The sequence below is a fragment of the Kribbella orskensis genome, assembly GCF_004342085.1.
Taxonomy (GTDB): domain Bacteria; phylum Actinomycetota; class Actinomycetes; order Propionibacteriales; family Kribbellaceae; genus Kribbella; species Kribbella orskensis.
In genome coordinates this window covers 14,822-37,726 of record NZ_SLWM01000037.1, presented here as the reverse complement: position 1 = coordinate 37,726, position 22,905 = coordinate 14,822, and the positions used below count along the sequence as shown (strand labels likewise).

Here is a 22,905-nt window from a genome sequence, read left to right as displayed (position 1 = left end):
TCAGCGGGGGTTGTCGGCGCGCCAGGCGACGTAGTCGGCGACGTCGAAGTCCGGCGTGAAGCCGGTGTCGTGGGTGAGCCGCGTGATGTCGAGGTACGGGTTGTCGCCGGGGCCGTCCTGCCGTCCGGGCAGGAGGTCGAGCTGCAGGCCGGGCGTGATCTTCTGCAGGGCTTCCGCGAATTCGCGGTTGGTGAACGGCCGGCCGCTGGAGAGGTTGTAGGTGTCCTGCCGCAGAGTCCGCGTGGTCATCAGGAGGGCGATCGCGCGCCCGGCATCAGGTGCGTAGCAGCAGTCACCGCCGTCGTCGGCGTACAGCGGCTGCGGCTTCTCACCGCGGAGCACGGCGCTGATGTACGGCGGAATGTAGAAGAACGGTGATTCCGGGTCGACGAGCGGGCCCCAGATGGTCCCGATCCGAAGGACGACCGGCTGGACACCGCTGCCCTGGAGGCTGTGCGTCGTGAGTGGCTCGACCGCCTTCTTGAAGGCGATGATCAGGTGCGGCAGCTCCGCAGTAGGCAGCGCGAGCTCCTCGTGCCAGGGGATCTCGGTTCGGCCGATGTACGCGCCGAGGCTGCTCGCCACGGCGAACCTGCGGACGCCCCAAGTGCGGGCGGCGTCCAGCGCGTTGAACAGGCCGGCCGTGTCCGTGCGGAAGAAGCGGACTGGATCCTCGTCGGGGATGGAGCCGGCGAGGTGGACGATGTCCCTGATGTCGTGGCGATCCCCGAGGGCGAGAAAGGCATCCCGGTCGGTCACGTCGAGGGATTCCACTGCGACCTTGCCGGCTAGGAACGACGGGACCTCGGCCCGGCGATGAGAGGTGACGACGACCCCGCGTCCGAGGTCGACGAGCGCGCGGGCGGTGTGGGCGCCGATCATGCCCAGCCCTCCGGTGATGAGGATCATCGGACCACCTCATAGTGGAGATGGGTCACGCCGGGTGCCGGGATGGCCTCCAGCAGACGGAGGTTCACGTGCTTCGGGAGCTCCTGGAAGAAGCCGTGACCGCCGCCCAGCAGGACGGGCACCTGGTGGAGGATCACCTCGTCGACTAGGTCCGCCGCCAGCGCGGAGGTCAGCGCCCCGCCACCCATGAGGGCGACGTCTTTGTCCCCGGCGGCCTCCCGTGCCGCCGCGATCGCGTCCTCGATGCCGGTGGTGACAAGCGTCTGCGTCTCGCTGATCTCAGGCGCGGGCCGGTGGCTGAGGACGAAGAGTCGCGCCGTCGGGTGCGGGGCACCACCTCCCCAATGGCCGGAATGCTCGTACGTGGTGCGTCCCGCGACGGTCGCCCCCACCCGTGCCGCGATGGTGTCGAAGAACCGGGCGCTCGGCTCGCTCAGCTTGAATCCGTCGAACGCCTTGCTCTGCGTGTCCCCGTCCATGTACCAGTCGAAGAGCATGCCCGCGTCACCGAGACCGCGTCCGAACTCCTCGCCGCCGTCGGGAGTGCGACCACTGATATAACCGTCGACCGAGACGGCGTGGGCCGTGAAGACCTTGCTCATAGCTCTCCTCCGGTGTTGATCAGATGGCTTGTGGGAAGTCGAAGAATCGGTGCGGGTCGTAGGCGTTCTTGACCGCTGCCAGCCGGGAGTAGTTGCCCACGTGATAGATCGCGGCCCAGTCGTCGAGCGCGGGGTCGGGGAAGTTGGGGTAGCCACGTCCTGACCCTTCGACGGGGGCGGTCGCCCAGGAATCGTCGACCCAGGAATCGTCGACCCAGGGATCGCTCGCCTGGCTGATGTGCTCGAGCAGGAAGCGTTCGCTGCGATGGGCGAACGCGGTGGCGTCCTCGGCGACCTTCGCCCACCAGCGGATCCACGCGGACCGTACTTCGAAACACACCCACGATGGTGGTGTGCGCCGGAATAACCTCGATCTCCGGACCGGTCAGTTGGGGATGGCCACCGATCGGGAAATGGATCTCGACCCCGCCCGTGGGCAGGTGCCGTTGCACGTACGCCGCCGCGCCGGTGCGCTGGATCCAGACCGTCCGCACCACCCCCGCCAAACCCCGGCAACGGTGGACGCTCAACGTACGACTCCGTCACGGCCCAGAGGGCTCAGCTCACGGCTTTCCGTACGAGGGCGATGATCTGCTTCTCCACGGCGGGGGTCAGCTTCGTCAGGGCAAAGGCGGTCGGCCAGAGGTCGCCGTCGTCGAGGTTCGCCGAGTCGTTGAAGCCGAACGTGTTGTACCGCGCCTTGAACTTCCCCGCGTTCTGGAAGAAGCAGACGACCTTGCCATCCTTGGCGTACGCAGGCATCCCGTACCAGAGCTTCGGCGAGAGCTCGGGCGCACTGGCCGTGATGATGGCATGGAGTCGCTCGGCGATCGCACGGTCCGATTCCGGCAGCTCGGCGATCTTCTCCAGTAGAGCGGTCTCGTTGTCGGGCTTGGCTCCGCGTGAGGCCGCCTTGAGCTCTTTCGCGCGCTCCTTCATCGCGCCCCGCTCCTCTTCGGTGAATCCGTCGTACGACTTGTCCTGCGTGGCCGAGGTCTTCTTCGCGGTGCGCTTCTGCGGGGGGTTCATGGGAAGTCCTGTCTGCGTGATCCGATGTGAACGATCCTCAGGCTATGCAGCCGCGCGCAGTACCGGCTTCTTCAAAACTGACCGATTTCCCCGCCGGACGCTAGACCGGACGTTCAGGGAGGTCCACGGAAGCGAGGCGTTCCGGGTCGGTCACTGACAGGATCTCGACGATCCGGCCGTCGACCACGGTGCACGCCATCACGATCCGCGGCTTGCCGTTCGCGTCCGACACCAGGATTCCCGGCTCACCGTTGACGAGGACGTTGCGCCCCGTGAGCTTCGTGTGGACCCCGCGCCGGGCCTTGGCGGCCACCTCGGTGGCCCCCAGCCTGACGACCACACCCCGCGCGGTGTGGGTACGCCACGTCACGTCCGGATCGAGCACCCGCAGCAGCCCTTCGAAGTCTCCACTCCGCGCTGCCGCGAGAAACGCATCGACCACCGCACGCTGCTGCTGCGGTTCATCGGTTGAACGATGTGTGCCCTGTACCTTCCGGCGGGCTCGGCTGGCCAGCATCTTGCTAGCGTCGGGGGACCTGCCGATGATCTGACCGATCTCCTCGAACGGCACCGCGAACATGTCGTGCAGCACGAACGCCAGCCGCTCGGAGGGGCCGAGGGTATCGAGCACGACCAGCAGCGCCAGCCCGACCGATTCGGCGAGCAGCGCGTCGTCCTCGGGCGCTCCGTCGGCCTCCTCGGTCACCACCAACTCGGGCAGCCGATCGTCGTACGACGCCTCGGGCTTGGCCTTGCGCGAGCGCAGTACGTCGATGCAGACCCGGCCCACCACGGTGGTCAGCCAGCCGGCGAGGTTGTCGATGGCAGCCGGGTCCTGGCGCGCAAGCCGCAGCCACGCCTCTTGTACTGCGTCCTCGGCGTCCGCGCGCGATCCGAGCATCCGGTAGGCCACCGCCACCAGGCGTCCGCGCTGCTCCTCGAAGGCTTCCGCTACGGCTTCCTCCGGACCAGTGCCGGTCATGTCGTTACCTCCCACAAGCGAGTTCCGTCATGGGGGATGACGGGCCCGGAAGGGCCGAAGTAACCGATCAGGAGGAAATTCATGAACCTCGCCCTGTGGATCATCGCCGGCTTGCTGGCAGCAGTCTTCCTCGTCGCGGGTGCCAACAAGCTGTTCATCCCTCGGGAGAAACTGGCCAAGGCGCCTGGCGGGGGATGGGTCAACGATTTCAGCGCCCGCTTCATCAAGGCCCTCGGAGCAGTCGAGATCCTCGGCGCCGTCGGCCTGATCCTACCGGCCGCACTCGACGTCGCGCCGATCCTGGTACCGCTCGCGGCCGTCGGCCTGGCAACGATCATGACCGGCGCGGCAATCGTGACCACCCGCCGCCAAGAACCCAAGCACGCCCTACTGAACCTGACCTACCTAGCCCTGATCGCCCTCGTAGCCATCGCCCGGTTCGGCCCCCAGTCGTTCAGCTGATCTCAGCTCGTTGACGGCCCGCTCGTGTTGGTCCGCCGGTGGATGACGGTCAGCCGTGCTGCGTATGCCAGGCACGCGATGGTCCGTCGTATCGCGCCACCGGCAGTGGCTCATCCTGTGCGGGTGATGTGTCCCCTTTACCCCGTCGCTTAGCGTCGCGGTGTTCGGGTCGGCCGGGGCGGTACGCCACTCAAGCGCGGGCTCGTCGGCGGTTGGCGGTGTGGACGATGGCAATCCGCAGTGCTCGCCATGGCCTGAAGGCCGGCGGGTCGAGGCAAAGGAGTGCGAGATGACTGCCTTTACGGTGTGGAAGTTCGACGGTCCGGATGGAGCCGACAAGGCCGCTTCGGTCCTCAAGGGCTGCGAGCGGGACGGGTTGGTGAAGATCCTCGACCACGCGGTCGTTTCCTGGCCGGAGGGCGATTCCCACCCGACTACCAAGCAGGGACACGAAGAGAGTTGGCGCGGGACCGGCTGGGGTGCTCTCTGGGGCGTGCTCCTCGGGGCCCTCTTCTTCGTGCCCGTGATCGGCGGTGTGGCCGGCGCTGCGATCGGGGCGATCAGCAAGGTGACCCAGGACTCTGGCATCACGAAGGATCAACTGCAGAAGATCCGCACCGAGGTGACACCAGGAACCTCGGCTCTCTTCGCGGTCACCGAGCAGGGCGATCTCGACCGGGTCGGCGAACGCTTCCACGGCATGCACAGCAAGCTCATAGACACAAACCTCACCGACGCCGAGCGCCAGGTCCTACTGGAAACCTTCGGCGGCCGCTGACATCACCCACGCAGCTCCTCCGTAGCTGCTCCCACTAACCCTCGTTGCGCCCTCCTGCGTCGCGGCTCGTCGATGGTTGGCGTCGTCAGTTGTGCTGAGGCAGCAAGCTGCAAGGAATGACGTCATGCGCACGAATGGCCCGGCCGAACGGTCGGGCCACTCGATTGCTTGCTGGAGGCTCAGACCGCGTGTCAGACCCGTACGGTCGTTGCCGTGGTCAGAATCGACCCGCCGCTTCTTCATGCTGAGCACGAAGCTGAGCGGAGCTCCGATGGCTACGCCGTGGGACACGGCGGACTGGGACGGCGATCCCGACTGGGACTTCAACCCAGCCGCCGATGACACCCCCGATCAGCTCTACGCGATCTGGGACAGCACCATCGAACGCTCCCGCGAGAAGCTCGACGCGACCCTTGCCGACGGCGGGCTCGACCAGCTCGTGTACCTCGCCTGGAGCGACGGGAGCCACCTCAGCTTGCGCCGGCTGGTGTGTGACCTGATCGAGGAGTACGGCCGGGCTTACACGGCAGACTATGCCCAACCGCCCGCTACTCCCGCCCGACGCCTGCCGCCCCCCGGGCGTGTCCAAACCAGCGATCACCTGGTACGCCGCTGCGCCGAGCGGGTCGTTCCCCCACATGAGTGCGGGTGGTTCGTCGGGCGTGGGTGCGGGCGGCTCCCCGGCGTGGGCGGGTGGTTCCCCGGGGTATGGGTGGGGGGTGGTTCGCGGTCTCCGCTGCGTGATGGTGCTAGTCGTGCTGGGGTGCGTCAAGAGCGCTTCGCGTCCCTTCGGGATCGAAACAAGTTTCGACTCTTGACCCACCCCATCCCGACCAGGGAAGGACGCAGCTACGCGGATCCCGCGGAGGGGTGTGAGCCGGGTCGGGGTGGTGTTTTCGGGGTGGGGTGTACCGGGCGACGGAGGTGTGAGCCGGTCCGGGGTGGTGTTTCGGGGTGGGGTGTACCGACCGACAGGTAGTGCTGGGGTGGTCGCGGAGGTTCCAGGCGTGGGCGGCCCGTCGGGGTGGCGTGTGCGGCGACTACTTCCTGTCCTTCGGTACACAAGGGGCTTCCGGGGCTGGGTTTCGCCATGGTGGGTGGTGGCCGTGCCGATTCGGGGGGTGGCGCCGACGGGTTGTTCGACCACTGGCAGGTTGTCAGCCGGCTGGCCGGTTGTTCGGCCGCTTGTGGCTCGTTTCGGGGTCCACTGGCGGGATGTTCGCCGGCTGGCGGCCAGTAGGGCGCCAGTGGCCGAACAACCCGCCAGCGACAGCCTGCCGGCGCCCCAGGACCCGCACTTTGGGCACCAGACGTGCTCCCCCGGGCCTTGTCGCCACACCCCCCAGCGGCTCCGGGATAGCTGCGTTCCTTCCCTGGTCGGGGTGGGGTGGGTCAAGAGTCGGAACTTGTTCCGATCCCGAAGGGACGCGAAGCGCTCTTGACGCACACCGGCCCGCTAGCACAATCACGCAGCCCGGGGACGCAACCACCCGCGCTGATGCCGGTGGCAACCACTTCCGCCCGTGCCCGGCACACGGGACACGCCGACCTGCTCCGCGAGGCCGTCGACGGTCGGGTCGGCGAGGATCCCCCGGCCGGCCGGCGCCCGGAATCAGCCGGCTGGCGCCCGGAATCAGCCGGCCGGCGCTCAGAATCCGAATAAGCGGCAAGGTCCGAATAAGCGGCAAGGTCCAGCTGACCAGCAAGATCCAGCTGACCGGCAAGGGATGTCAAGGTCGGACAGAGTGCTTCGACCGGAGGGTGAGGACAACCTAGATCAGGAGGAAGTGTCATGGCCAAGGTTCGGGTTCACAACCTCACGGTCACGCTCGACGGCTTCGCGGCGGGGGTCGATCAGCGGTTGGAGGCGCCGTTCGGGGACGGGGTCGAGGGGTTGCATGACTGGATGTTCGCGGCGATGGAGGACGGGGCTACCGGGGTCGACGCCGAGCGCGTTCGCCTGTGGGACGTGAACACCGGCGCGACGATCATGGGGCGGAACATGTTCGGGCCGGTCCGGGGCGACTGGCCGGACGAGTCGTGGAAGGGCTGGTGGGGCGACAACCCGCCGTACCATCACGACGTTTTCGTGCGCACCCATCACCTGCGCCCATCGTTCGCGATGGAGGGAGGCACGACCTTCCACTTCAGCGCCGAACCTGCCGACGTGGTCCTGGAGCGGGCACTGACGGCCGCTGGTGGTCAGGACGTGATCATCGCCGGTGGGGCGGCCACCATCCAGCAGTACCTGCAGGCCGATCTGATCGACGAACTGTCCCTGGTGATCGTCCCCCTTCTGGCAGGCCGCGGCGAGCGTCTCTTCGACAACCTGGGCGACATCTCCGAGAACTACCGAGTGGACGAGCTGGTCAGTTCGGAGAAAGCCACCCACGCCCGGCTGGTCCGCCGCTGAGGCGGCCCCACAGGTCGCTGACCCCAGCCGTACTGCGCCCGCGGCGGCCGAGCCGGTCACTCCAAGCGCCAGCCTGATCACCGAGGCAAACCAGCAGAGGCCAGCAGAGGCCAGCAGGGGCACCAGCAAAGGCAGCGGCAGCCGCACCGGTCGACGCGTACGGTGGAACCGCGCGCAGGGGCGGGGGTGATGATGTGCTGGTCGAGACCAAGTTGCGTATCCCGCGGCGACGGGGAGTCGTGGGCCGGGAGCGACTGGGGGAGCGGCTTCGGCGTGGAGACAAACTTACAGTTGTCTCGGGCCCGGCCGGGTTCGGGAAGACCACCTTGGTGGCCGAGTGGGCCGCTGAGAGCGGATGCTCGGTGGCCTGGGTCTCGCTGGATCGGCGGGACAACGATCCCGCGCTGTTCTGGGCGTATCTCCTTGCTGCGTTGAGGATTGCGGAGCCCGGAGTCGGCGACGGGGCACTCTCGCTGCTGGAGTCGGGCAAGCCGCCGATCGAGGCGGTCCTGGCCACCCTGATCAACGACCTCGATGCCCTACCGAACGAGATCGTGGTGGTGCTCGACGACTATCACGTGATCGAGGCGCGCGACGTGCAGGAGGGGATGGCCTTCCTGGTCGACAACCTGCCGCCTCAGGTGCGTCTGGTGATCGCTGCGAGGGCTGACCCGGGCTTGCCGTTGGCACGGTTGCGGGCGCGCGGCGAGCTGGTCGAGATCCGCGCTGCCGATCTTCGGTTCAGGCCGGACGAGGCGGCGGCGTACCTCAACGGCGTGATGGGACTGGGCCTGACAGCCAGGGATGTCGAGGCGTTGGAGGGACGCACCGAAGGGTGGATCGCGGCGTTGCAACTGGCGGCGCTTTCGATGCAAGGGCGCGATGACGCCGGGGCCTTCATCGCGGGCTTCGCGGGGGACGACCGGTACGTCGTCGACTACCTGGTGGAGGAGGTCCTCCAACGACAGCCTGAGGACGTACGGCGCTTCCTGCTCCAGACCTCCATCCTCGAGAGGCTCACGGGGCCGCTGTGTGATGCCGTCACCGGCGAACCCGGCGGCAAGGTCATGCTGGTGGCGCTGGAGCGGGGCAACCTGTTCCTCGTACCGCTTGACGATCGACGCCAGTGGTACCGGTATCACCAGCTTTTCGCGGACGTACTGCGCGCGCACCTGCTCGACGAGCAGCCCGACGAGGTTCCAGAGCTCCACCGACGCGCGAGCACGTGGTACGAGGGAAACGGCGAACACGCCGTCGCCATCGACCACGCGCTGGCAGCCAAGGACTTCGAGCATGCGGCGGAACTGGTGGAGCGGGCGACCCCGGCGATGCTCAAGGATCGACGCGAGGGGGCGTTGCTCAGCTGGCTCGAGGCGCTACCCGACGAGGTGATCAAGGTTCGGCCTGTGCTCACCGTCAGGTATGCCGGGACGTTGCTGTCCACCAACAAGACCGAGGGAGTCGAGTCACTCCTGCGGGCCGCCGAGCGATGGCTGGAGTCTGCGAACAAGACGACGGAAGCCACCTCGGCAGAGGAGGTACGGCGTCTGCCCGGGTGGATCGCCGTCTACCGTGCCGGTCTGGCTCTGATGTTGGGCAATCCAGCCGCGACGGTGACTCACGCACAGCGGGCGCTCGAGCTTCTCGACCCCGACGATCTTCTCGGGCAGGGAGCCGCCTCAGCGCTGATCGGGCTCGCGTCCTGGGGAAGCGGCGATCTCGAGACTGCTCACGAGGCCTACACCGCAACCACCGCCAGCCTGCACAAGGCGGGATACATCGCTGACGTCCTCGGTTGCTCGATCACCCTGGCGGACATCCGGATCGTGCAAGGACGACTCGGCGACGCCATGCGCACGTACGAGCGAGCCCTGCGGCTTGCGTCCGAGCAAGACGGGGCGCCGCCGCGGGGAACGCCAGACATGTACGTCGGAATCAGCGCGCTCCACCGGGAGCACGGCGACCTCGAGGCGGCCACGCAGTACCTGGTCAGGAGCCAGGAGCTCGGCGAGCACCTGGGCCTGCCGCAGAACCGGTACCGCTGGCGGGTCGCGATGGCTCGGATCCGTGAGGCCGAAGGCGATCTGGATGCAGCGGTCGACCTGTACGACGAGGCCGAGCGGCTCTACGTGGGCGACTTCTCGCCCGACGTGCGGCCGGTTCCGGCGATGAGAGCACGGGTGTGGATCGCCCAGGATCGACTGAGTGACGTCTCCAGTTGGGTGAGCGAGCGCGGCCTCTCGTCAGAGGATGAGCTCAGCTATCTGCAGGAGTTCGAGCACGTGACGCTGGCCAGGGCGCTCCTGGCGCAGGACGAGAGCGATGAGGCGAGAAGACTCCTGGAGCGACTCCTCCAGTCAGCCGACGAAGGCGGAAGGAGCACCATCGAGATCCTGGTGCTGCAGGCGCTCGCGCAGCAACTGCGAGGCGACGTTCCCGCCGCGCTGGTGACACTCGAGCGGGCCCTGGCATTGGCCGAGCCGGAGGGCTACTGCCGGATCTTCGTCGACGAGGGCGCACCCATGGCAACCCTGCTGAAAGCGGCCCACCAGACGGAGTACGTCGTCCGACTGCTCACCGCTTTCGACAAGACAGGGCGGCACAGAACCACCGCAAGGCAGGGATTGATCGAGCCACTGAGCGACCGCGAGCTGGATGTACTCCGACTGCTCGGCACCGACCTCGACGGTCCGGACATCGCCCGCGAGCTCATCGTCTCCCTGAACACCGTGCGGACCCACACCCAGCACATCTACGCCAAGCTCGGCGTGAACAACCGCCGCGCCGCGGTCCGCCGCGCCGAGGAGCTCGACCTCCTCACCCACCACCGCTGACGGGAACGCCGTCCCGCGGCGACCACCCGGTACGCCGTACCCGGGCGACCCGGTACGCCGTACCGGGGTGCCGGCTGGATCATCACCTCGTTCATCACAAGTGATGACGTCACCTCACCACATCTCCTTCTAGCTTTCGAGCAACGGCGGAAGGAGCACGATGAACGAGACGCAGGCGGCGACTGGCGAACCTCCCGAGACCGGTTGCTGCGAGATCCGCCTCAAGGGGCACCTCGATGCCCGCTGGGCCGCGTGGTTCGACGGGCTGGCCCTCACCAACGAGAGCGACGGCACCACCCTCATCCGCGGCCGGGTGGTCGACCAGGCCGCGCTGCACGGCCTGCTCCAGAAGGTGCGCGACGTGGGGCTGCCCCTGCTGTCCTTCCGGCAGCTCGATCAGCCCGCCGCGCACCCCACCGAACGTCAATGACTCACAGCACCAAGGAGACCGACATGACCAGCACGCTCCCACCCACGACAGCTCCATCGACCAAGAAGCAGGGCCTCTACCGGAAGACGGCACTCGTCGCAGGCGGCCTCTACCTGCTGACCTTCGCAAGCTCGATCCCGGCGGTTCCGCTGCTCGAACCCGTGCTCAACAACGCGAACTACATCATCAGCTCCGGCGCTGACAACCGCGTGCTGTTCGCCTGCCTCCTCGACTTCATCAACGCCCTCGCCGCCATCGGTACTGCGGTCGCGCTGTTCCCGGTGGTCAAGCGACAGAACGAGTCACTGGCTCTCGGGTTCGTCACCACTCGACTCTTCGAGGCCGCCGTGATCGTCATCGGCATCGTGAGCCTGCTGTCCATCGTGACCCTGCGACAGCCCGGAGCCTCCGGAGCGGAGGCTGATTCGCTGGTGGTCGCCGGCCAGTCGCTCGTTGCCGTCCGTGACTGGACGATGCTGCTCGGCCCCGGCTTCATGGCTGCCGTGAACGCTCTGTTGATCGGCACCTTGATGTACAAGTCCGGCCTCGTCCCGCGGATCATCCCGACGGTGGGACTCATCGGAGCCCCGCTGCTGCTGGCCTCCTCGATCGCGACGCTGTTCGGCGTCTTCGGTCAGTTCTCGCCGGTCGCCATGATCCTGGTCGCCCCGATCTTCTTCTGGGAGCTGTCCCTCGGCACCTGGCTGGTGGTGAAGGGGTTCAAGCCCGCGCCGATCATCGAACACGCCTGACAGGCAGGATGGCGAAGGCCCCCACGATCGCGCAGATCCCGGCTACGGCGTACAGGATGCCGTAGCCGGCGCCGTTGATCGCCAGGATGAGCGGCGCGATCGCCGGTCCGACGGAGAAGGGCAGCGCCCCGGCGATGTTGAAGACGCCGAGATCCTTGGCCGTGTTGTCCTGATCCGGCAGTACGTCGGCCACGAGCGCGAGGTCGACCGCCATATACAGGCCGAAGCCGAGACCGCTGATCGCCATGCCGACGAGGAATCCGTTGAAGTCGCCGGCCACGGCCACCGCGAACAGCCCCAGACCGAACACAATCGACGCGACCATGACGAAGATCTTCCGTCGGCCCGATCGGTCGGAGAGCCTGCCGCCGATCAGGGAGGCCGCGACGATGAAGGTGGACTGGGTGAGCGTGCCGAGGAAGATCTGCCCGGGGACGTCCTCCTCGGCGCTGCCGAGCTTCTCCAGCAGGTAGTACGCCTGATAGGTGACCAGGAAGGCGTAGGCCAGCACGAAGAGGAAGCGTCCGGCGAAGGCCCACGCGAAGTCCGGGCTGGTCCGCGGGTTGACGTAGAAGGTGCCGACGAACTCGCGCAGGGACCAGGCCGGCCTGTCCGCCCTGGACAGCAGGCGATCCTTCAGCACGATCGCGAAGAGCAGGATGAAGAACCCGCCGATCGCGCACGGGACCAGGAACATGGCCACCTGGTTGCCGGTGAACAGCCTGACCAGGAAGGTCCCGCTCACCGACGCGATCGGTACGCAGATGCCCAGAACCCCGGACACCATGCCGCGTTGGATCGTCGGCACCTGGTCCGGTAACACCGCCACCTGGGCGGCGAGGAGAGCATTGAAGAAGAGCTGGGCGATGCACCACCCGATCAGGACGACCGCGATGGTGGGCGCGAGAGCGACGACAAGTACCCCGAGTGAACCGCCGATCAGGCCGATGACCATCCATGGCCGCCGCATCCCAAGGGACGACGAGGTGCGGTCGCTCACCTTGCCGAAGAACGGGTTTCCGACCATCGCCACCAGGGAGCCGACCCCGGCCACGAGCGCCAGACTGTTGGGCGCGCGCTCGATCCCAACGAGCGAGTTGACCTTCAGGGCCAAGGTGACCAGCAGCGGCGCGATCAACACGAGACAGGTACTCATGTACGCCAAGGCGTACAAAGAAATGAACCCCCACCCCACCCGCCGAACCACGGGCCTCAGCATAGGGCGATGGAAGCTGTCAGGTGCTGGGTAAGGCGATCAGCCCTGTTCAACTCTCGTCGTCGGGACTGACGAGAGCCTGTACGAAGTGCGAGCCGCCGCCGGATCGCCGTGGTCAGACGTCCAGCGGGTCGTCCGTGTGGATAACGGCACCGATGACGTCGTTGAAGGCCTCGGTCGAGCTCGGGTGCGTGTAGATGGAGTCGCGCAGCTCGGAGGCGGTGATGCCGTGACGCATCGCGAGGGCGACGGTGTTGATCAGTTCCTGGGCATCGACGCTGAGCAGGGCCGCGCCGAGGATCTGGTCGGTGTCCGCGTCGATGACGAACTTCATCAGGCCGCGGGTCTCCTCGACGATGTACGCGCGCGGCATCGCCACGATGTCGGCGACGTTCTGCCGCGCGAGCGTGATCCGGTGCCCGGCCGCGCGGGCCTGCTTCTCGGTCAGGCCGATCGTGGCCAGTGGAGGAGTCATGAAGAGCGTGGCCGGTACTGCGACCCGGTCCGTGGTGGTGCGCTTGCCTTCGCCGGTCAGCTGGTCGAGCACGATCCGGCTGTCATCGAGGGAGATGTAGGTGAACTGTGGGCCGCCGTTGACGTCGCCGAGCGCGAACACGTGCGGCTGGCTGGTCCGGAGGTACTCGTCGACCTCGATCGCGCCGCGGGGCGTAGTACGGATGCCCGCCTTCTCCAGGTCGAGGCCGTCCGTCACCGGCGCGCGGCCGGTGGCGGCGAGCACGGCGTCGACCACGAGGGTGTGCTGCCGGCCGTTCTTCTCGTAGACGACGGTTGTCTCGTTCGCGCCATCGCGAACCTCCAGCACGGTGGAGCCCGGCACGATGTCGACTCCTTCGTCGGTGAGGATCTGCTCGGCGGCGGCCGCGACGTCGTCGTCCTCCCGGCCGAGGATCCGTGCCGAGGTCTCGAACACGGTGACCCGGGAGCCGAACCGGTGGTAGATCGAGGCGAACTCGATGCCCAGGTAGCCACCGCCGATCACCGCGAGCCGCCCGGGCAGCGTGGTGTTCTTGATCAGGTCGACGTTCGTGACGAGCCGGCTGCTGTCCGCCAGCCCTGGGATGCCGGCGATCACCGGCGCCGACCCGGTGTTGATCAGGATCGTCTCGGCGGTCACCGTGATCCGGTCCGCACCCTTGCCGACGGCCACCGTGTGCGAGTCGACGAACGCGGCGGCGCCGGTGATCACGGTGATCGTGTCGGCTCCGTTGAGTGCGTCGTAGTTGCCGGCCCGGAAGAGGGAGGTGAGCGCTTGGACCTGGCCGACAGCGTGCTCGAACCACTCCTGCGGCGAGTCGTCCGGCCGCCGGTTGCCCGAGTGGTGCACGAGCGCCTTGGTCGGCACACACCCGACGTTGGGGCAGGTCCCGCCGTACATCTGGTCCGACCTCTCGATCAGCACGACCCGCCGGCCGAGCCGTCCGAGCGTCGCGGCGGCGATCTTGCCGCCCTTGCCGAATCCGATCACCACGACGTCGGCATGCAGGGTGTTGTTGTCCATGGGGAGTAGCCTCCACCGTGGGGATGATCCTCACTAGGTGTTTTCGTGCCAATTTTCTTCGCGAGAGTCTCACATGGATACGATCAGCCAGCTGATGGACCTGGCCCGGGTGCAGGCCCGGCTGGACAAGCGCTGCCTGCTCGCGGGCGCGACAGTGATGGACGTGCCGGCGTACGGCGACGCCGAGGCCGCCTTCCACTTTCTGCTCGATGGCGAGTGCACGCTGGAGGCGGGCGGCAAGAACTACGCCCTGAAGCCAGGCGACGCTGTCCTGTTGCCGAGCAGCCCGCCGCACCGCATCCGTACTGCGGGCGCCGGTCGGGCGCAGGGAGTCGTCGAGACCCACGGCGACTTCTTCGACACCATTCGTAGCGATTCCGCCGGTGACGGGGTGATCGACCTCTTCTGCGGGCACTACACGTTCGGTTCGCGCGCGGGGGTACTGCTCGTCCGCAGCCTTCCCGATCCGCTCGTAGTGTCCTTCGGCGAGGGTGGCGACATGGTCCGGACGATGAGCGGGCTGATGCGGCAGGAGGCCCTCGCCGGAGGTCCAGGTACCAGCGCGATCCTCTCGTCGATCTGTACCGCGCTGCTGGCGATGGTGCTCCGGCAGTCCACCGGCCGGCTGGCCGAGACCCCGCTGTGGACCGCCGTCGACGACAAGCGGATCGCCCTCGTGATCGACACCGTACTGCGGGATCCCGGCGCCGACTGGTCGATCGAGAGGCTGGCCGGGATCGCGGCGCTCGCGCGGGCCACCTTCCTGCGGCGCTTCGTGAAGAACACCGGGACCACCGTCGGCGCCTTCCTCACAAACGTCCGGATGATGGCCGCGGCAGACCTGCTCGCGGATCGCGAACTCACCGTCGCCGCGGTCGCGTCGAAGGTCGGCTACCACTCGGAGTCCGCCTTCGCCCGGGCCTTCCAGGAAGCGGTCGGAACCACCCCGGGCCGCTTCCGCCGTACTCCCTGAACCCTTGTGCCGGTCGTGCTTGTTGGGTGAATGCATGGGAACCGGTAGGGGCGATGACGTACGCTCCGAAGGGTTCGTTGTGATTGCCAGGTGCAACTGACGACTGGTCGGTGAGGTGGTTGACGTGCGGTTCCTTCATGATCGAGTGTCCGAGCAGGACCTGACGTTCAGTGACGTGTTCCTGGTGCCGAACCGGTCGGTGGTGGCGTCTCGGCTGGATGTGGATCTGTCCACCGGGGACGGGACCGGGGCCTCGATCCCGATCGTCGCGGCGAACATGACCGCGGTGTCCGGGCGGCGGATGGCCGAGACGATCGCTCGCTGTGGCGGGCTGGCGGTGATCCCGCAGGACATCCCGGTCGAGGTGGTCGCCGAGGTGGTCTCGTGGATCAAGCAACGGCACACGATCTACGACACCCCGCTCACGATGGCGCCCAACGGCACTGTCGGTGAGGCCCTGAACCTGCTGCCGAAGCGCGGTCACGGCGCTGTGATCGTGGTCGACGAAGGCCGGGCTGTCGGTGTGGTGACGGACGCGGACTGTGAGGGCGTCGACCGGTACACGCAACTGGACGGGATCATGTCCCGCGAGTTGCTCACGCTGCCGGCCGGGATCGCCGCCGAGGAGGCGTTCGACCAGTTGCACGACGGTCGCCACCGGTTGGCGCCGGTCGTCGACGCGGACGGTCACATCGTCGGCATCCTCACCCGTCAACGCGCTCTGCGCGCCACCCTGTACGAGCCGGCCGTCGACGCGGCCGGGAAGCTGCGGGTCGCCGCGGCCATCGGGATCAACGGCGACGCGGAACAGAAGGCGAAGGCCCTGCTCGACGCCGGCATCGACGTACTGGTGATCGACACCGCTCACGGTCACCAGGAGCGCATGCTCGAAGTACTGCGTCTCGTCCGAGCGCTGCAGCCGCAGGTCCCGATCGTGGCGGGCAACGTGGTGACGGCCCAGGGAGTCACCGATCTGGTGGAGGCCGGCGCCGACATCGTGAAGGTCGGCGTCGGTCCGGGTGCGATGTGCACGACCCGGATGCAGACCGCGGTCGGCCGGCCGCAGTTCTCCGCAGTACTGGAGTGCGCGACCCGGGCGCGGGAGCTCGGCAAGCACGTCTGGGCCGACGGGGGAGTACGGCATCCGCGGGACGTCGCGCTCGCCCTCGCCGCAGGAGCGTCCAGTGTGATGATCGGCTCGTGGTTCGCCGGCACCTACGAGTCGCCCGGGGACCCGCACCGCGACAGCAACGGCCGGATCTACAAGGAGAGCTTCGGTATGGCGTCCGCCCGCGCGGTCCGCCTCCGTACTGCGGACGACACCCCCTTCCAACGCGCCCGCAAGAGCTTCTTCGGCGAGGGAATCTCGACAGCCCGCATGTACCTCGACCCGGAGCGCCCCAGCGTCGAGGACGTGCTCGACTCGATCGTCTCCGGCATCCGCAGCTCCTGCACGTACGTCGGCGCCGCCAACCTGGAGGAGTTCCACGAACGCGCCGTCGTCGGCATCCAGAGCGCAGCCGGCTACACCGAAGGCAAACCCGTCGAGACCAGCTGGTGACCGCCCTCGTAGGTTGGGCGGTATGAGCAACGTTTCTTCAGCCGTCATCGAGGATCTCGCGCCCACGGGGACCCTGCGGGCGTCCATCAACCTGGGCAATCCGGTGCTCGCGCAGGGCACGCCAGACGCGCCGGCGGGCGTGACCGTCGACCTGGCTCGCGAGCTCGCGGCGCGGCTGGGCGTCCCGGTCGAGTTCGCCTGCTTCGACGCGGCGCGGAAGTCGTTCGAGGCGATGGTGGACGGACAGGCCGACATCTGCTTCCTCGCGATCGACCCGGCCCGGGAGGCCGAGGTGGCCTTCACCGCGCCGTACGTCGTGATCGAGGGTGTCTTCGCCGTGCCGGAAGACTCGGCGATCACCAAGTCGGCCGATGTGGATCGCGAGGGGGTCCGGGTCGGCGTGAAGAACGGCTCCGCCTACGACCTGTTCCTCACTCGCACGCTCGAGCACGCGACCCTGGTCCGCGGGGACGAAGGCGTCGACGTGTTCCTTGCCGACGGCCTCGAGGCCGGCGCCGGGATCAGACAACCAGTCACCGACTTCGTCGCCGCGAACGACGGCCTGCGGGTGATCGAAGACGCCTTCATGCAAATCCAGCAAGCTCTCGGTACGACGAAGTCGCGCCGCCCCGAGACCGTCGAGTTCCTCCGGCTGTTCATCGAGGACCAGAAGGCCAACGGCTTCGTCGCCGACTCCCTCCACCGCTCCAACCGCCCCGACGCCACCGTCGCCCCACCCGCCTGACCCAACCGGCGGACCACCCGTCCGCCGTACAGCGTGCCGGCCTCGACGAATGAGTCGGAGGTGGCCAGCCGATCGCGTTCCGGACCAGCGAGGTGTAGTCGCCGTTGCCCCGCCAATCGGAGGGCGGCGAAGAACTGCTGACGTGCGTTCTCAACCGCGCGCCATCGGCTCCAGGCCCGCGATCGGCCTCCCGATGACGGGTTGTTCGCCCGCTGACGCCTTACAAGCTGCCAGCCGCCGTGGACCACGCCAGCCGCGCCCGGCGATCGGCCGCCACCCCGCCCAGCCGCCACCCCGGACGTTCGGCCGGGGGTGGCGACGCGACTGGGGACCGTCAGGAGACGTCGATCAGGACCTTGCCGGTGGCGCCGGATTCGACGGCCTGGTGGGCCTCGGCGGTCCGGTCGAGGGTGAAGTGGTGCAGCGGCAGGCCGGCGTCCTCGCCGACCGGCAGGGCGCCCGCCTCGATCGCCGCGTTGATGTCCTCAGCCGCCGCGGTCAGCTTGTCCCACCCGACCGTGTAGAGCAGCACGTACTGGTACCGCGCGTTCAGGCCCATGTTCTGACGGATGTCGACAGCGAACGGCTTGTCGCCGTTGTTCGCGTAGATCGCGATGGTGCCGAGCGGCCGCAGTACCTCGAGGTCGAGCTCGGCATTGGCGCCGATGGCAACCTCCACCACGAGATCGACGCCGTCGGGCGCGAATCCGCGGATCTGCGCACCCGCGTCGGCGTCGTTGTAGTTCACGACGTACTGCGCGCCGGCCGCCTCCGGATAGCCGGCCTTGGCGGCTGAGCCGACGGTCGCGATGACCGTCGCTCCAGCCCACCGAGCCAACTGGATCGCCGCATGCCCGACTGCGCCGGCCCCGCCGGCCACCAGGATCACCTTGCCGTCGAGGGCTCCGGGCGCAAGACGCGTCGGCCCGTCCTCGGCGACGGTGAGAGCTCGGTGCGCGGTGATCGCCGGGACTCCGATGCTCGCGCCGAGCTCGAAGGAAGCGTCACCCGGCAGCGGGAAGACCCGCTCGGCGGGAACGACCGTGTACTCCTGCGCCGTTCCGCTCCCGGGCCGTAGGTAGGCCGCCAGCGTGAGCCAGACCCGATCTCCGACAGCGAGGCCGTCCACGTCCGGCCCGACCGCGTCGACAACACCCGCGCCGTCCTGGTTCGGGACCGACTCGACCACCTCACCGCCGTACAGGCCGGTGCGGGCCTTCCAGTCCGTCGGGTTGACGCCCGACACGGTCACCCGGATCCGTACTTCGCCGGCGCCGGGCTCGGGAACCTCCCTGTCCACCAGGCGGAGTACGGACTCGGCGGGGCCGAGCTGGTCGTGCACGATTGCCTTCATCGGGAGCTCCTCGGAGATGCTGTCGCTGATGCCGGCTACAGCCGACGGCGCTCCCTCCATATTCCGCGCGTCGCTCAGATCCGCGGGTCGCGGGGGGTGTGGCGTTCTTCTTCGATGACTGTGGTGTGGGTGCCGACGCTGCGGGAGCGCTGGCTGTTGAGCAGGATCACCAGGATCAGGCCCAGGGCGCCCGCTCCCATCAGGATGTAGCCGATCATCGTCAGGTCGACGCCGCTGATCCGGTCCGAGACCCCGAACGCGAGCACACCGCCGACTGCGAGCAGGAAGATTCCCGCACCGATTCCCATCGTGCCTCCTCAGGTTGTGGAGCACGCCGTACCGGCGGACCGGCAGGGCGTCATCGGCACTCCGGGTGCCCGGCCGGCCGGGGCGGCAAACGGTGGGACGGCAACCTTGGGGCTGGTGGTGGCGGCAGTATCCGGTATACCATTCTCGACGAATGCAACGTGCTGTGACCCCGGGCACGGTCCTGACGGACTCGCGCGGGTAGGATCGGCCCGTTTTGTGGAGGGGAGTATTCCTTCGCGGCAGCGTCGTCATCACGGAAGACCCCCGGCCCCGCCGGGACGGCGGTCGACCCGGTGCTGTCGGTCCGAGTCACTCGGGCGGAAGAGACCTCCGGACCCGCCCCTGTCGTCGTCCGGAGGATCGTCATGGTCTCTGCTGTGCCCACCCACGTGTGGATCATCACCGTCATCGGTCTGCTCGCGATCGTCGCCTTCGACCTGATCGTGATCGCCCGCCGCAAACACACCGTGACGATCAAGGACGCCACCCGCTGGGTGCTCTTCTACGTCGGCCTGGCCGGCCTGTTCGCGGTCGCGCTGTTCCTGTTCACGCCGGGAGCCTCCGGGTCTGAGTTCGTGGCCGGCTACATCACGGAGTACAGCCTCAGCGTCGACAACCTGTTCGTGTTCGTCATCATCATGGCGAGGTTCGCCGTCCCGTCGCTGGCCCAGGACAAGGTGCTCTACATCGGCATCGTCGTCTCGATGCTGCTGCGGGCGGTCTTCATCCTGGCCGGTGCCGCCGCGATCGCCGCCGCGAGCTGGGTGTTCTACGTCTTCGGCGCGTTCCTGGTCTACACCGCGGTCCGGCTGGCGCTCGAGGGTGAGAACGACGAGACCGACTTCCAGGAGAACGCCGTCCTGCGCGGGATGCGCCGGATCCTGCCGCTGCAGCACGACTACGACGGCGCCAAGCTGGTCAGCAAGGTCGGCGGCAAGCGGATGCTCACCCCGCTGGTGATCGTGATCGCGGCGATCGGGATGGCGAACGTGATCTTCGCGCTCGACTCGATCCCGGCGATCTTCGGCCTCACCCAGGACGCGTACGTCGTGCTGACCGCCAACGCCTTCGCCCTGATGGGGCTGCGCCAGCTGTACTTCCTGATCGGCGGTCTGCTGGAGCGGGTCATCTACCTGAACGTCGGCCTGTCGGTGATCCTGGCCTTCATCGGCGTCAAGCTGATCATCGAGGCGCTGCACGGCTCGCACATCGACGACATCGGCGCGATCCACCTGCCGCACATCGGCATCGTCACCTCACTCGGGTTCATCGCCGGCACGCTGCTGGTGACGACGGTCGCAAGCCTGATCAAGTCCGGCTACGACCGCCGCCGCGTCAGCGTGGACTAGGCGCCTGAGCCGCCGTCGCCTCCGGTTCGGCCGGTACTTCGGTACGCCGGTCCGGCCGCAACCGCAGGTAGAGCAGCGGGATCGGCGTGAGGATCAACCCCGACACCACCAGCGCAGTACGCAGGGAGGTCCGGCCCGCCAGCGCACCGAGGGGCGGTCCGCCGACCACCTGGCCGATGGCGTTCGACTGGGACACCATCGAGATCACCGTCGCGCGCGAGCGGGAATCGAGGTTGCGGTTCAGCCAGGCGGACTCGACCGGGTAGGCGATGGTGCCGGCCACGGTGCCGATCCACATCGCCGCCAGCGCGAGCCAGAGGTGACCCGCCAGCGCGAACCCGATCACGCCGGCCAGTTGGATGCCGGCCAGCAGGGCCAGCAGTCCGTTCGGGTGCAACGAGTTGACCCGCTCGGCCGACACCTTGTTGACCACCAGCGAGGCGGCCAGCGCGAGGAACGTGCCGATCAGCGAGAGCACCGCGAACCAGACCGCCGGGTCCGAAGTACCGAACAGGCTGGGGAAGCTGAAGTCGTTGAGGATCTTGACCGACCACAGCCGGTCGAACGCCTCGCTGGACAGTCCGGAGATCAGGCTGATCAGCACCAGCGTGCGGACCACCGGACGCCGGCGCGCGACCGCCAGCCCGTGCTTGAAGGTGTCGCCCATCTGCCGGAAGGTCTCACGCTCGGCCTTCGGGGTCGGGTGGAAGTTCTCCTCCCGCATGAAGACCGCCAGGCCGACGGCCAGCAGCACCATGCCCGCTCCCGACAGGATCATCGGCAGCGGCAGGCTGAGCAGACCGAGCCCGCCGGCCGAGATCGTACCGGCGATCTTCGCGGTCAGGTTGACCTGCTGCTCGCGGACGAACACCCGGCCGACCCGGTCCTCGCCGACCTCGTCGGTGATCCAGGCCTGGTCGGCGCCGGAGGTGAAGGTGTAGCCGATACCCCAGAGCACCTGGGCGGCCAGGATCGCGATGAAGGCCGGAGCCAGCCCCTGCAGCAGGAAGCCGGCGCCGATCAGCATGAAGCCGATGATGATCGACAACCGGCGGCTGTACAGGTCGGCCACGATCCCGGTCGGAACCTCGAAGAGGAAGCAGGCCACCTCCAGGGTGGTCCCGACCAGGACCATCTGGAGCGGGCTGAGGCCCACGTCCTTGACGTAGTAGACCATGCTGAGCGTGAAGGTCAGCGCGGACAGGAAGGACCAGACGCCGTTGAAGGCGTAGTAGGTGCGGACCGGATCAGCGGCCCGATAGGCAGGAAGAGACATCGTCGGGAGCTCCTGAAAGCATCACGTGTGCGGGCATGACGAGGCGCGACCGTTCGACTGGCGACGGTCAGGCGCCGGACGTGACGCACGACGGCACAGCTCAGGATGGCGCCGCTCCACGAGGTGGAGACGGGCGCCGGCCGGTGAGGGCGGTGGTGCGCTTTCAGGAGCGACGTTGCATGTGCGCGATGATAGGGCAGACCCGCCGTTCTCCGCCTCCGAATTACCGGGTTGAGCAGCCCTCGCGGGGGTACCATCGGAACTAGCCCGGCCCGGCCGTTCCCCCGTGATGGTCGGGTCGGGTCATTTCTGTCAGCGGGTGTGTAGAGATTCGCCCGCGAGCTTCGTCGTCTCAGTGCGGAATCCCCCTGAGCACGAAGGAGAACACCATGCTGCTCGACGGCAAAGTCGCGATCGTTCACGGAGGCGGTGGCGCCATGGGCGGCGCGGTAGCCCGGGCCTTCGCTCGCGAGGGCGCGACCGTGCACCTGGCCGGGCGGACGCTCGCCAAACTCGAGAAGGTCGCTGCCGACATCGCCGAGGCCGGCGGTCGTGCCACCATGGCAGTCGTCGACGCGTACGACGCTGAGGCGGTCGAGGCGTACACGACCTCTATCAAGGGGCCGATCGACGTCTGCTTCAACGGGGTGAGCGTCCGGGAGAAGCAGAACGTGCCGCTCGTCGACCTGTCGGTGGAGGACTTCGTCCGGCCGGTCGAGGACGCGGCCCGGACCAACTTCGTCACTTCCACCTCGGCCGCGCGCAGGGCCGGGGCGTGATCCTGATGCTGTCGGCGTCCTCGGCGCGGGAGTCCGGCTTCGAGATGGGCGGCTTCAGCCTCGCCTGCGCGTCGATCGAGTGCCTGACCCGCACGCTGGCCGGCGAGGTCGGCCGGTACGGCGTCCGAGTCGTCGCCCTCCGCCCGAACTTCACGCCGGAAACCCATCCGGAGTGGGTGAATCTCGACGACGACAGCCTGAAGCCGCTGATCGACGGTACTGCGCTGGGCCGCTTGCCCCGGCTCGCCGAAGTCGCCGGCACCGCCGCCTTCGTCGCCTCCGACCACGCGGGCGCGATGACTGGCGCAGTCGTCAACCTCAGCTGTGGCGCGATCGTCGACTAGATGGGTTTGCGATACCTGGGCTGCAGGACCGTGATCCGGTAGCCCAGGCTTTCGTGGAGCGCAACGCTGCCGGTCGGGTTCTCCGCGATCGTCCCCAGCGTTCGCGATGGCCGAGGCGAAGAAGTCCGTTGCTGCGAACAACCTTCTCGAGCTGCCGCAGACCATCGTGCACGGCGACTTCGGGGTCAACATGGTGATGGCCGACCTCTGGACCGGCCGCCGTACCGGCTCCTTCGACCTGCCGACGATCGAACGCCGGCTCGGCCCGACTGGAACCCCGAAACCCTAG

23 protein-coding genes are annotated in these 22,905 nt (G+C 67.9%); 13 read left to right on the top strand and 10 right to left on the bottom strand.

Annotated features, from left to right (window positions below):
- The 5 genes from EV644_RS41770 to EV644_RS41745 all read right to left on the bottom strand — a co-directional run bounded on the left by EV644_RS41770 (position 1) and on the right by EV644_RS41745 (position 3,522).
- On the bottom strand, positions 1-909 hold the full coding sequence (locus tag EV644_RS41770) for an NAD-dependent epimerase/dehydratase family protein (RefSeq protein ID WP_132196834.1): 909 nt from the start codon (positions 907-909) through the stop codon (positions 1-3).
- Positions 906-1,511 (bottom strand): dihydrofolate reductase family protein, encoded by a 606-nt coding sequence (locus EV644_RS41765; RefSeq protein WP_132196836.1) that lies wholly within the window; start codon positions 1,509-1,511, stop codon positions 906-908. Before EV644_RS41765 ends, EV644_RS41770 begins: the two co-directional genes overlap by 4 nt.
- Positions 1,512-1,530: 19 nt before the next feature.
- The gene (locus EV644_RS41760; RefSeq protein ID WP_132196838.1) at positions 1,531-1,851 is read right to left on the bottom strand and encodes a BBE domain-containing protein; all 321 of its coding nucleotides are present in this window, start codon (positions 1,849-1,851) and stop codon (positions 1,531-1,533) included.
- A 218-nt stretch (positions 1,852-2,069) separates the two neighbouring features.
- Entirely contained in the window at positions 2,070-2,540 is a 471-nt protein-coding gene (locus EV644_RS41750) for an iron chaperone (protein ID WP_132196840.1), read from the bottom strand.
- A gap of 100 nt (positions 2,541-2,640) precedes the next feature.
- Positions 2,641-3,522 (bottom strand): sigma-70 family RNA polymerase sigma factor, encoded by an 882-nt coding sequence (locus EV644_RS41745; RefSeq protein WP_132196842.1) that lies wholly within the window; start codon positions 3,520-3,522, stop codon positions 2,641-2,643.
- A gap of 81 nt (positions 3,523-3,603) precedes the next feature.
- Between EV644_RS41745 and EV644_RS41740 the strand changes: the two genes are divergently transcribed.
- The 6 genes from EV644_RS41740 (at position 3,604) to EV644_RS41705 (ending at position 11,191) form a co-directional block, all read left to right on the top strand.
- Complete coding sequence (locus tag EV644_RS41740; protein WP_132196844.1) at positions 3,604-3,984, top strand: DoxX family protein; 381 nt, start codon at positions 3,604-3,606, stop codon at positions 3,982-3,984.
- Positions 3,985-4,273: 289 nt separating this feature from the next.
- Positions 4,274-4,762 carry a DUF1269 domain-containing protein gene (locus tag EV644_RS41735; protein WP_132196846.1) on the top strand — a complete coding sequence of 163 codons (489 nt, stop codon included), beginning with the start codon at positions 4,274-4,276 and terminating at the stop codon, positions 4,760-4,762.
- A gap of 1,792 nt (positions 4,763-6,554) precedes the next feature.
- Positions 6,555-7,175 carry a dihydrofolate reductase family protein gene (locus EV644_RS41720; RefSeq protein ID WP_132196850.1) on the top strand — a complete coding sequence of 207 codons (621 nt, stop codon included), beginning with the start codon at positions 6,555-6,557 and terminating at the stop codon, positions 7,173-7,175.
- A 362-nt stretch (positions 7,176-7,537) separates the two neighbouring features.
- Positions 7,538-10,009 (top strand): winged helix-turn-helix domain-containing protein, encoded by a 2,472-nt coding sequence (locus EV644_RS41715; protein WP_241999404.1) that lies wholly within the window; start codon positions 7,538-7,540, stop codon positions 10,007-10,009.
- Between the two features lie 160 nt (positions 10,010-10,169).
- Positions 10,170-10,439, top strand: coding sequence for a DUF8691 family protein (locus tag EV644_RS41710; protein WP_132196854.1), 270 nt, complete (start codon positions 10,170-10,172; stop codon positions 10,437-10,439).
- Positions 10,440-10,462: 23 nt separating this feature from the next.
- Positions 10,463-11,191 (top strand): DUF4386 domain-containing protein, encoded by a 729-nt coding sequence (locus tag EV644_RS41705; RefSeq protein WP_241999405.1) that lies wholly within the window; start codon positions 10,463-10,465, stop codon positions 11,189-11,191.
- On the opposite strand, the gene EV644_RS41700 is transcribed toward EV644_RS41705, so the two are convergent.
- The gene (locus EV644_RS41700; RefSeq protein WP_199240334.1) at positions 11,175-12,347 is read right to left on the bottom strand and encodes an MFS transporter; all 1,173 of its coding nucleotides are present in this window, start codon (positions 12,345-12,347) and stop codon (positions 11,175-11,177) included. The two genes, EV644_RS41705 and EV644_RS41700, sit on opposite strands and share 17 nt — an antisense overlap.
- A gap of 175 nt (positions 12,348-12,522) precedes the next feature.
- Positions 12,523-13,926 carry an FAD-dependent oxidoreductase gene (locus EV644_RS41695; RefSeq protein WP_132196860.1) on the bottom strand — a complete coding sequence of 468 codons (1,404 nt, stop codon included), beginning with the start codon at positions 13,924-13,926 and terminating at the stop codon, positions 12,523-12,525.
- 73 nt (positions 13,927-13,999) lie between these two features.
- On the opposite strand from EV644_RS41695, the gene EV644_RS41690 reads away from it, so the two are divergent.
- The 3 genes from EV644_RS41690 (at position 14,000) to EV644_RS41680 (ending at position 17,205) form a co-directional block, all read left to right on the top strand.
- Positions 14,000-14,899, top strand: a complete 900-nt coding sequence (locus tag EV644_RS41690) for an AraC family transcriptional regulator (protein WP_132196862.1) — start codon at positions 14,000-14,002, stop codon at positions 14,897-14,899.
- Between the two features lie 124 nt (positions 14,900-15,023).
- Positions 15,024-16,460 (top strand): GuaB1 family IMP dehydrogenase-related protein, encoded by a 1,437-nt coding sequence (locus EV644_RS41685; RefSeq protein ID WP_132196864.1) that lies wholly within the window; start codon positions 15,024-15,026, stop codon positions 16,458-16,460.
- A 22-nt stretch (positions 16,461-16,482) separates the two neighbouring features.
- Positions 16,483-17,205 (top strand): transporter substrate-binding domain-containing protein, encoded by a 723-nt coding sequence (locus EV644_RS41680; protein ID WP_132196866.1) that lies wholly within the window; start codon positions 16,483-16,485, stop codon positions 17,203-17,205.
- Positions 17,206-17,539: 334 nt separating this feature from the next.
- Here EV644_RS41680 and EV644_RS41675 read toward each other — a convergent pair whose 3' ends face one another.
- Both EV644_RS41675 and EV644_RS41670 read right to left on the bottom strand, forming a co-directional pair.
- Positions 17,540-18,559 (bottom strand): NADPH:quinone reductase, encoded by a 1,020-nt coding sequence (locus EV644_RS41675; protein WP_132196868.1) that lies wholly within the window; start codon positions 18,557-18,559, stop codon positions 17,540-17,542.
- Positions 18,560-18,633: 74 nt separating this feature from the next.
- Entirely contained in the window at positions 18,634-18,867 is a 234-nt protein-coding gene (locus tag EV644_RS41670; RefSeq protein ID WP_132196870.1) for a DUF6458 family protein, read from the bottom strand.
- A 366-nt stretch (positions 18,868-19,233) separates the two neighbouring features.
- On the opposite strand from EV644_RS41670, the gene EV644_RS41665 reads away from it, so the two are divergent.
- Positions 19,234-20,217 (top strand): TerC/Alx family metal homeostasis membrane protein, encoded by a 984-nt coding sequence (locus EV644_RS41665; RefSeq protein ID WP_132196872.1) that lies wholly within the window; start codon positions 19,234-19,236, stop codon positions 20,215-20,217.
- On the opposite strand, the gene EV644_RS41660 is transcribed toward EV644_RS41665, so the two are convergent.
- On the bottom strand, positions 20,204-21,493 hold the full coding sequence (locus EV644_RS41660) for an MFS transporter (RefSeq protein ID WP_132196874.1): 1,290 nt from the start codon (positions 21,491-21,493) through the stop codon (positions 20,204-20,206). The genes EV644_RS41665 and EV644_RS41660 overlap by 14 nt on opposite strands.
- Positions 21,494-21,882: 389 nt before the next feature.
- Here EV644_RS41660 and EV644_RS47400 point away from each other — a divergent pair, with 389 nt between their 5' ends.
- From EV644_RS47400 to EV644_RS41650, 3 genes are all read left to right on the top strand, one after another.
- Complete coding sequence (locus EV644_RS47400; RefSeq protein WP_199240333.1) at positions 21,883-22,272, top strand: SDR family NAD(P)-dependent oxidoreductase; 390 nt, start codon at positions 21,883-21,885, stop codon at positions 22,270-22,272.
- A 5-nt stretch (positions 22,273-22,277) separates the two neighbouring features.
- Complete coding sequence (locus tag EV644_RS47395; protein WP_255511471.1) at positions 22,278-22,616, top strand: SDR family oxidoreductase; 339 nt, start codon at positions 22,278-22,280, stop codon at positions 22,614-22,616.
- A 106-nt stretch (positions 22,617-22,722) separates the two neighbouring features.
- Positions 22,723-22,905 carry a hypothetical protein gene (locus EV644_RS41650; protein WP_132196876.1) on the top strand — a complete coding sequence of 61 codons (183 nt, stop codon included), beginning with the start codon at positions 22,723-22,725 and terminating at the stop codon, positions 22,903-22,905.